This window comes from Pseudarthrobacter sp. AL07, assembly GCF_029960665.1.
In the GTDB taxonomy this organism is placed as follows: Bacteria; Actinomycetota; Actinomycetes; order Actinomycetales; family Micrococcaceae; genus Arthrobacter.
This window is the reverse complement of sequence record NZ_JASBRB010000049.1, coordinates 1-8,579: the sequence shown is the minus strand read 5'-3', so window position 1 is coordinate 8,579 and position 8,579 is coordinate 1. Positions and strand designations below refer to the sequence as shown.

The window sequence follows — 8,579 nt, the reverse complement described above, 5'->3', positions numbered from 1 at the left end:
ACTGCTGGAATCTGGAGGCTTCAGACCGAAACTACACTCTGCATTCTGAAGAGCCCGCAATCATCGCAACCAACACGGGCCGTTTTATGGGCGGAACTTACTCACCCGGACAATACGCCGGGAAACAGGTGGACCTCCGCGCCATGCCCTGGCGGCTGTTCGTGGGCACCCCTACCGCCGGACCCACCGGAGAATAAGGCACCCCCGACGACGGCCTACTACTCGGGTGCGTCGACCGCCAGGCTGAGTCGGTCAACCCCGTGCATGGCATCTGCCGCCCTGACCAGGGTCAGGTGCGAGAAGGCCTGGGGAAAGTTCCCCGCCATCCGATCCTCGTCCGTTGCGTACTCCTCGCTCAGCAGACCCAGCTCGTTGGCAAACCCCACGAGCCTGTCCATCAAGACCTTTGCGTCGTCCTGCCGGCCTGTGCGCGCATACTGCTCCACAAGCCAGAAGGAGCAGGCGAGGAAAGGATGTTCACCCGGTTCCAGGCCGTCAACGCCCGTTTCTGTCCGATAGCGCAGCAACAGGCCGTCGTCGGTCAGGAGTTCCTGTTCCAGCCGTGTGACTGTGCCGAGCATGTGCTTGTCGTTGTAGGGCAGAAATCCGACCTGGGGCATAACGAGCAGGGCCGCATCTGTCTGCGTTCCGCCGTAGGTCTGCGTGAAGGAATTGATGCTCCGGTTGAAGCCCTCGCGCATGATCTCTTCCCGTAACCGGTCCCGGAGTTTCTCCCACTTTGTGGCATCGCCAGGGAGTCCGTGGACCTGTATCGCCCGAATCCCGCTGTTGAAGGCGGCCCACATCATCACACGGGAGTGCGTGAAGTACTGCGCGGCGCCGCGCATCTCCCACAGGCCGAAGTCCTTGTCATCGATGTGTTTTTCGACGAATCCCAGGAGTGCCTTCTGAAGCGCCCAGGAGAAATGGTCTTCCTTGCCTCCGGCCATCCGCAGCCGTTCCAATGCCACCATCACTTCGCCTACAACATCAGCCTGGAACTGCGAGACTGCGGCATTTCCAATGCGCACAGGCTTGGAGTCTTCGTAGCCGGGGAGGTGGGCCAGTTCGCGTTCAGGGAGCTCCCGTTCTCCCCCTACCCCGTACATGATCTGCATCTGCTCGGGATCGCCGGCGAGGGCCCGCAGAAGCCAGTTGCGCCATTCAAGCGCCTCCGTTTCGTAGCCATGGGTCAGCATCGATTCCAGCGTCAGAGCTGCATCGCGCAGCCAGCAGTATCGGTAGTCCCAGTTCCGCGGCCCGCCGAAATCCTCGGGGAGGGACGTTGTGGGCGCTGCGACTATGCCGCCCGTTTCAAAATGTGTGAGGGCCCGCAGAACTAACAATGAACGTTTTACCGCGCCCCCATAAACGCCGTCCTGCCGGCAGTGGCTTCCCCATCGGCTCCAATAGTCAGTGGCTTCTTCGAGGGCCGCATCAACGTCAGTCGCTGCGGGCAAGGGGCGATGCGAGGGGAACCACGTGAGTTCGAAATCAAGCTGCTCGCCCTTCGAAACAAGGAATTCTCCCTCGTGCCCGTGCGCGTGGGCATGCGGAAGATGGGGTCCCCTCAGTGCGAGAGCATCGGGACCGGCCATAGCCAACAGGACTGGCGCCGCCTTCTGCTCGTTGTCGCGTACGCGGCTCATCCAAGGTAAAACCGTTGAATATCCCGGGCGGATCCGGAGTTCCTGGCGCATTTCGACGCTGCCTTCCACACCGGCAACACGGCGGACAAGAGATGATCCGCTGTCCCCCAACGGCATGAAATCGGTTACTAAGACGGTCCCGCCACCAGTCTTCCAGATGGTTTGGAGCACAAATGTTGAGTCAATATAGTGCCGATCGACAACGGCAGCGCCGGCTTCGCTGGGCGCCAGCAACCAGTGGCCATGCTCATCGGTGCCCAGGATCCGGCTAAACACGGACGGCGAGTCGAAACGGGGGAAACAGAGCCAGTCCACGCTGCCATCCCGGGAGATGAGAGGCCCGGTCTGAAGGTCCGACAGCAACGCATAGTCCTCGATGGGGGAAACCATGCTCCACTCAATCACAATTTTTAGGTCAGGGTGAGGCCCGACCTCACGCCTTCAGGCGTTGTACCGGCCCACCCACAGGGCCACCTACCAAAAGGGGTGGTTCAAACCATCCGGAATCAGCGTTTCGCCTACCTGCCGATGACGGGACGATGGATGTCAAGCCCACCTCCGGCGAAAGAAGAAGAGCAGTTCCCATCCCACCAACGCATTACCTAACGGGAAAGACTGAGCGACATGACACGAGAAGAAGCCTACGCACGGTGCCCCTCGGATTCGTATGTGGAATTTTATGGCGGCCAATGGCTGGTTGTCCCACTTGCACCCGTCCAGCAGCCTGCCTTTTTCACGTGCCTGCCTGGTGAACGCCGGATCATCCGCCGTTGATCGCTGAGTCTACCTAACCATCAGGCGACGACCGCACGAACCGGGCACCATACGTCGCCCGGGCGGCCTCCAGGATCTCGCCATCGGACGCTGAAGGCCGGCCGTAAGCGACGTGAGCGGACGACGGCGGGACGTCCCGCCGTCGTCCGCTTCCGTTTGGTGCCGCTCCCTAACGGCTTCACCGAATGCCCGCCTTTGCCGACTACGCCCTGGATCCACACAGCGTCTTCATGGAGCTTCGGCTTTTGCGAAGCCACGCCAACGTCACACAACGCCACGGCATCCTGATCCGGACAAGCAACGTCCTACCCTGAACAGGTGACTCTGACTAAGATCCGCACCGCCGCCGCGAGCTCCCTCGCCGCCGCCGGTCTCCTGTTTACCCTCGCCGCCTGTTCCACGCCGACCGCCAGCCAGCCAACTACTTCGGCACCGGCAACAACGGCAACATCATCCAGCGCCGCCTCCGAACCCTGCACCGGAGTGAAGGTCATCGTCGATTCGGGCGCCCTGAAGCAGGATGCAGCTGATTTGTCCGTTTGCGTGCCCGTTGACGCGCCGACTCCCGCTTCCAAGGTGCTCGACGAGGCAAACGTCAAAACCGTGGGCACTGCCCAGTACCCCACCGAACTCGTGTGCCGGGTAAACGGTGTGCCCGCTGCAGACTTGGACATCGTGCACAAGGCCGGCACGTACAAGGAAGAATGCAAGGGCATGCCTGCCGCCTTCGCGTACTGGTCCCTCTGGACTAAGCCCGCCTCCGGTGACTGGGCCTACGCGCAGGAAGGCCTCGCCACCCTGCAGGTGAGCCCGGGCCAGAGCCTGGAACTTCTCTTCACGGTCGACGGCGAACCGGCCGCCCCCGCGGCATGACCTTCCGGCCCGCGCCGTTACGCGCGGCGGCGGTCCTCGCCGTCGTGTTCATCGCGGCGCGGGTCATCTACCGCGTCCTTTTCAACGGCGCGGGCATTGGTGAACCGGTCCTGCTGGACCTGTCGGGGGTCCGGCTGCCTGCCCCGTACGCGCACGTTGTCCTCCTCGGTCCGGTCACGGCGCCCGGGCTGTGGCAGGCGGTGCTGTCCGCCCTGCCGATTGCGGCAATGTTCCTCGGTTTTGGCCTGCTCAATGCTTTTGTGGACATCTCCCGCGGCTTCGTTCACCTGGCCCGCCGCGGCCCCATGCAGGGCGTTGCCCGGATGCTTGTGGTGGCCTGGGCTGCGCTTCCGGCACTTGCCGACGCCGTGACCTCCGTCCGCCTGGCGTTCCGGTTGCGCGGCGAGCGTTTCGGCCCCCGCGCCCTGGTGCCGGTGCTCGAGCGCACCCTGGAGCACGCCAGCCGGGTCGCCGCGGCCCTGGAGCTGCGCGGCTTCGGCAGCCGGGCAGCACACCAACCCGGCCAAGGTACCGAACCACCGGTTCTCATCCGGGACGCACAATTCCGTATTGGCGACGCGCAGGTGCGCGTAGCCCTGTTCGCGCCGCCGCCCGGGTCAATTGCCGTCATCACCGGGCCGACGGGCTCCGGTAAGTCCACCATCCTGCGGGGCATCGCCGGCCTCCTCTCCCACGTAGACGGTGGAGACAATTCCGGCACGCTGAGCGTCGCCGGAACAGACCGTGCCACCACGCCGCCGCGCGATACCGCCCGCCTCGTCGGCGTCGTCCTGCAGAATCCCCGCGCCGCTTTCGCTACCAGCCGCGTCCGGGACGAAATCGCCCTCGCCCTCGAGCTGCGCGGCATTGCACCCGTGGCCGCCAAGGTCCGGGTGCTGGAAGTCGCGGAGAGCATCGGGGTGTCGGCGCTGCTGGACCGGAATGTCAGCACCCTCTCGGCCGGTGAGGCAACTCTCGTTGCCATCGCCGCCGCCGTCGTTGAGCAACCGGCCCTTCTCCTGGTTGACGAGCCCTTGGCCGACCTTGACTCCGCCGCGCGCGGACACGTCATCGCGGTGCTCAACGCCCTCGCCCGCGAAGCTGGCGTCTGCGTCATCGTGGCGGAGCACCGGGCGGAGCCGTTCATCCCGGTTGCCGATTCCTGGTGGACCATCGACGACGGCGCCCTGGTCCCGGGTGCCGCACCATCCGCGCCTGCGCGCCCTGCCGTTGCCCATTCAACGCCAGTGCTGCCGGCGGAGCACGCGCCCGTGCTAACTGCCACGAAGCTGGCCGTGCACCGCAAGGGCACCCCGCTCGTGCGCGAGGCATCCCTGGCCCTGCACCGCGGTGAAGTGGTGGCCCTGGTGGGGCCGAACGGCGCCGGGAAGTCGTCCCTCCTGGTGGCGCTCGCGCTCGGTGACGGTACGGCTGGTGAGGGAGCGGTCGACGGCGGCCGCGTCGCCCTCGTGCCGGACGCCTCGGATGACCTCTTTACGAGGGATACCGTTGCAGGAGAGCTCCGCGCGGCAGAGCGGCGCCAGGCGCGCGGAAAGAATGGCGGGCGGCCAGCGCCCGGATCCGCAGCATCACGCCTTGCCCGCCTGCGGGGAAACGTCACGATTCCCATCGGACACGAGCATCCCCGCGACCTCTCTGCGGGAGAGCGGCGGATCCTTGCCATCGCGCTGCAGACCATGGACGATCCCCAGGTACTCCTGATCGATGAGCCAACCCGCGGCCTCGATCCGGCGGCGCGCACAGCAGTCGCGGCGGCGCTGCGGGCTGCGGCGGACTCCGGTGCGGCGGTCCTGATCGCCACCCACGACCTCGACTTTGCCCACGGCCTCGGCGCCCGGATCCTCCCAATGCGTGACGGCGCCGCGCCCTCATCCGCGACAGAGGCCACCCAGGCCAGTACCGCCACTGTCCCGGCCATCGCAGCACCACGGTTCGCCGACCGTCGAACAGACATTTCCGCTGCGAAAAAGCCCCACCGCATCCGGATGCCGCGGGGCGTCGAGATCGCAGTCCTCGCCGCCGCAAACCTCCTGGCCCTCGCGGCATTCTGCTGGCCGCTTCTGGCTGCGGCTCTCCCTCAGGACGCCGCCGCGGCACTCCCCTACGCGGCGCTGGCCATGGCACCCATCGCCGTCGTTGCCATCGTGGTGGCTCTCGACGGCTCGGTCCGCTCCGCACACACGGTGGCGCTGCTCGGTGTCCTGGCTGCAGTGGGTTCCGCGGTACGGGTGGCGAGCACCGGCGTCGGGGGCGTGGAGGCAGTCTTTATCCTGCTGATCCTGGCCGGCCGGGCCTTCGGTGCCCGCTTCGGCCTGCTCCTCGGCGCCGCCACTATCGCGCTCTCAAGCGCGTTGTGGGGCGGCATCGGGCCATGGACACCGTTCCAGATCTTCGCCTGTGCGTGGGTGGGCGCCGGGGCGGGCCTGCTCCCCCGCCGGGTGCGCGGGAAAGCGGAACTGTGGATGCTGGGCGGCTTCGGCGCCGTGGCGTCATACCTGTTCGGCCTGCTGACCAACCTGTGGTTCTGGCCCTTCGCGGTGGGCGCCGGCACCGGCATCTCCTATGTGCCCGGCGCGCCGCAGGGCACCAACCTCTCCAGCTTCCTGCTCTACTCGCTGGTGACGTCGACGGCGGGTTGGGACACCCTGCGTGCCATCACCACGATCATCGGAATCGCGGTGGTGGGGCGGGCCATTCTCGCCGCCCTCCGGCGGGTGAAGCCGGTCTCCAGCGCGGGCGGGCACCCCCCGGGTTGCTCCACTCAGGCCAGGGATCGGCTTCACCTCGGGGTCTGAGGACACCGCTGACGCCCGGCCAGCACCGAATCAGGATTCTGTACGGGTCTCGCCTTCGCCTTGGGGATACTTTATGAAATCTCCATTATCGGCTAAAAATCAGGCTACTCATCGGCTAGATTTCGGGCTACAATCAGAGCATGAAAACCGTGCCCCTCAGCGAAGCCAAAGACAAGCTTTCCGCGCTCGTGGAGGAGGCCGACAGGACGCATGAGATCATCCAGATCACCCGCCACGGGCACCCGTCAGCTGTCCTGATGTCCGCTGACGATCTCGAGTCACTCCAGGAAACGATCCATTGGCTTTCACAGCCGGGCATTCGGGAGGATTTGGACCAGGCCAGGCGCGACATCGCCGAAGGAAACACCGTCAGCGGCGATGACCTGCGCCGTGAGTTTGGACTGCCGCCGAGGTGACCGAGGACCCCACCACCGGGCAAGGGCCCTGGAGAGTCGAAGTCACCAGCCCTGCGCTGAAAGGATTTCGACGACTGCCGCAGAAGGCTGCGGCCGCGATAGTGGAATTCGTTACCGGTGTCCTGGCCGACAACCCCCGCCGGCTCAGCAAACCCCTCACCAATGAACTCCTTGGCCTGCGCACCGCACGCCGCGGCGACTACCGCGTGCTGTTCACCCTCGATATCGAAGAACACGTTCTGTATATCCATCGCATCGAACACCGCGCGGACGTCTACAAGCCTCGGTAGCCGTTGCCGGTGCATAAATCCAGCGTCATGGAAGACATTAGAACTCCCTTCGGGTGAGCCTTTGGCGACGCTTCCCGCGGTGATGAACCCGGATACCGAGGGCGGCTCCGACGCGATGCGCTGGAGAACGCAATCCGGGACGCCGATAGGAGAGTTCAAGGTGGAAACCGGTGAGGAGAGCTACGCGGAACTGCAGGCCGAAGAAACACTGGTTGACGTCGAAACCGCTCCGAACCGGCTCATTGTCCGATGCACGGTAAAGATCACCGGTCCGGGGTCTGGAAGCGTTCACGCGGTGGGACCCATGAACGGCTGACTATACTGACCAGGCGTTGGTGGAATGGCCGCCTCCGACCGGAGGCGCGGCACCACGGACACCGGCGCGCCATCACCGGACCGCAAGGAGACCATCGGTGAAACCCGGACCCGCGTGTCATGCTCTGCGATCTGGAGCGTTCATGCCCAAGGCCCGCCTACGGTTTAGCGCCGGCGCTGAACCTGTCGGGCCGCGGCACAAACGGTCCGGGCTGGGAGGAGAGCGCTGATGAGCGGGTTCTTGGACAGCATCCTGAACGTCAGCCCGGCCCTGGCGTTGTCCTTGGTGGGGTTGCTGGTGTTCGCCGAGGACGCCCTTTTTATCGGGTTCGTGATCCCGGGAGAGACCGCAGCGGTCCTGGGCGGGGTGGTGGCCAGCCGCGGGCACGTGCAGCTGTGGCTGATGATGGCCGTGGTTGTGCTGGCAGCAATCATCGGGGACACGGTCGGTTACGAAATCGGCAAACACTTCGGTCCCCGGGTGATGAACCTGAAGGTTATGCGGAAGCGGGGCGCGAAGCTGGAGAAGGCGCAGGACTTCCTGCGCCGGCGCGGAGGCTCGGCCGTGTTCCTGCGCCGGTTCGTCGCGTTTTTCCGGGCGGTCATGCCTGCCCTTGCCGGTACCCTCCCGCATGCACTACCCCCGGTTCCTGGCCTTCAACGCCGCCGGCGGCGTGGTCTGGGGTGGGGGTTTTGTTCTGCTGGGCTTTCTGGCCGGTAACTCCTATGAAGCGGTGGCCAAAGTCGCCGGCCTCGATGTCACCGTCATTGTCACCCTGGTCGCCGTGGCTGCCCTCGTTATCTGGCATGTGCGAAAGGCCCGCCGGAAACGGCGCCGCACCGGCGGGCCGGTGCCCGGAGCGGGGAACGATCCCGTGGACGATGCTACGGAGCCCCGGTGACGTCCGTCCCCTTCGCTGCCGGAGCCGGGCCGACCGGCGATCCGGACCTCGCCGGCCCAAAGGACCGGTCCGCGGACGGCTCGGCCCCGAATGGCTGAGGAAGGATCCGTCAGCCTCGAGTGCCTGGAAGGTGTGTTTATGGGAAGCAGGATCAGTGCGCGAGTGCCCGGGCGACGCGCGGCGACAGTCGTGGCGGCCGCGGCATTAACGGTTCTCGTGCTGGCCGGCTGCGCAGCCCTCCAGCGGGGCACCGCGGTCGCCGCGGTCGCGGGCCTCACCTGAGCCTTATAGCCCGGCGCCGAGACATACCGCCCGGTCCAGTTCTATGAGCGCGGAACCCTGTCCGACGCCACCACCTCTATCTTCCCCGCGGCCTAAAACTACGGACTTTCACTGGGTCCGATCATCCTTTGGGGATGCCACCGGTCGGTCTTCACGGCCCTGTCATCCCCTGCAGCCTGAAAGGCGCGCGGTTACCTGCGCAGACGGCTAGTAGTACTTAGTTAGGTTGGGGCTCGTGGTTGGCAGTAGGGGCAGTATCCGG

General features: G+C 65.6%; 10 protein-coding genes. 9 read left to right on the top strand and 1 reads right to left on the bottom strand.

All coding sequences use genetic code 11. The features are described from left to right. Positions 1-197, top strand: a 197-nt coding sequence (locus tag QK290_RS18000; RefSeq protein ID WP_282332028.1) for a hypothetical protein, incomplete at its 5' end; no start/stop codon positions are given. A gap of 21 nt (positions 198-218) precedes the next feature. Here QK290_RS18000 and QK290_RS17995 read toward each other — a convergent pair. Next, on the bottom strand, positions 219-2,039 hold the full coding sequence (locus tag QK290_RS17995; RefSeq protein ID WP_282332026.1) for a glycoside hydrolase family 15 protein: 1,821 nt from the start codon (positions 2,037-2,039) through the stop codon (positions 219-221). 702 nt (positions 2,040-2,741) lie between these two features. On the opposite strand from QK290_RS17995, the gene QK290_RS17990 reads away from it, so the two are divergent. From QK290_RS17990 to QK290_RS17955, 8 genes are all read left to right on the top strand, one after another. Then, a complete protein-coding gene (locus QK290_RS17990) occupies positions 2,742-3,296 on the top strand; it encodes a hypothetical protein (RefSeq protein WP_282332024.1) in 555 nt (184 codons plus the stop codon). Further along, positions 3,293-6,112: an ATP-binding cassette domain-containing protein gene (locus QK290_RS17985; RefSeq protein WP_282332022.1), complete on the top strand. Its 2,820-nt coding sequence runs from the start codon at positions 3,293-3,295 to the stop codon at positions 6,110-6,112. The genes QK290_RS17990 and QK290_RS17985 overlap by 4 nt, the downstream gene beginning before the upstream one ends. Positions 6,113-6,252: 140 nt before the next feature. Continuing rightward, positions 6,253-6,528, top strand: coding sequence for a type II toxin-antitoxin system Phd/YefM family antitoxin (locus QK290_RS17980; RefSeq protein WP_282332020.1), 276 nt, complete (start codon positions 6,253-6,255; stop codon positions 6,526-6,528). Next, positions 6,525-6,818 carry a type II toxin-antitoxin system RelE/ParE family toxin gene (locus QK290_RS17975; RefSeq protein ID WP_282332019.1) on the top strand — a complete coding sequence of 98 codons (294 nt, stop codon included), beginning with the start codon at positions 6,525-6,527 and terminating at the stop codon, positions 6,816-6,818. The genes QK290_RS17980 and QK290_RS17975 overlap by 4 nt, the downstream gene beginning before the upstream one ends. Positions 6,819-6,879: 61 nt before the next feature. Next, positions 6,880-7,134 carry a hypothetical protein gene (locus QK290_RS17970; protein ID WP_282332018.1) on the top strand — a complete coding sequence of 85 codons (255 nt, stop codon included), beginning with the start codon at positions 6,880-6,882 and terminating at the stop codon, positions 7,132-7,134. Positions 7,135-7,362: 228 nt separating this feature from the next. Then, the gene (locus QK290_RS17965) at positions 7,363-7,854 is read left to right on the top strand and encodes a DedA family protein (RefSeq protein ID WP_282332017.1); all 492 of its coding nucleotides are present in this window, start codon (positions 7,363-7,365) and stop codon (positions 7,852-7,854) included. A 13-nt stretch (positions 7,855-7,867) separates the two neighbouring features. Continuing rightward, positions 7,868-8,035, top strand: a complete 168-nt coding sequence (locus QK290_RS17960) for a hypothetical protein (protein ID WP_282332016.1) — start codon at positions 7,868-7,870, stop codon at positions 8,033-8,035. A 90-nt stretch (positions 8,036-8,125) separates the two neighbouring features. Beyond that, a complete protein-coding gene (locus tag QK290_RS17955; RefSeq protein ID WP_282332015.1) occupies positions 8,126-8,317 on the top strand; it encodes a hypothetical protein in 192 nt (63 codons plus the stop codon). Positions 8,318-8,579 lie beyond the last annotated feature (262 nt).

What these genes read in the sequence shown, in the direction of transcription:
- QK290_RS17995 (WP_282332026.1), bottom strand. Translation starts at nt 2,039, where the DNA reads ATGGTTTCCCCCATCGAGGACTATGCGTTGCTGTCGGACCTTCAGACC.
- QK290_RS17985 (WP_282332022.1), top strand. Translation starts at nt 3,293, where the DNA reads ATGACCTTCCGGCCCGCGCCGTTACGCGCGGCGGCGGTCCTCGCCGTC.
- QK290_RS17980 (WP_282332020.1), top strand. Translation starts at nt 6,253, where the DNA reads ATGAAAACCGTGCCCCTCAGCGAAGCCAAAGACAAGCTTTCCGCGCTC.
- QK290_RS17965 (WP_282332017.1), top strand. Translation starts at nt 7,363, where the DNA reads ATGAGCGGGTTCTTGGACAGCATCCTGAACGTCAGCCCGGCCCTGGCG.
- QK290_RS17955 (WP_282332015.1), top strand. Translation starts at nt 8,126, where the DNA reads ATGGCTGAGGAAGGATCCGTCAGCCTCGAGTGCCTGGAAGGTGTGTTT.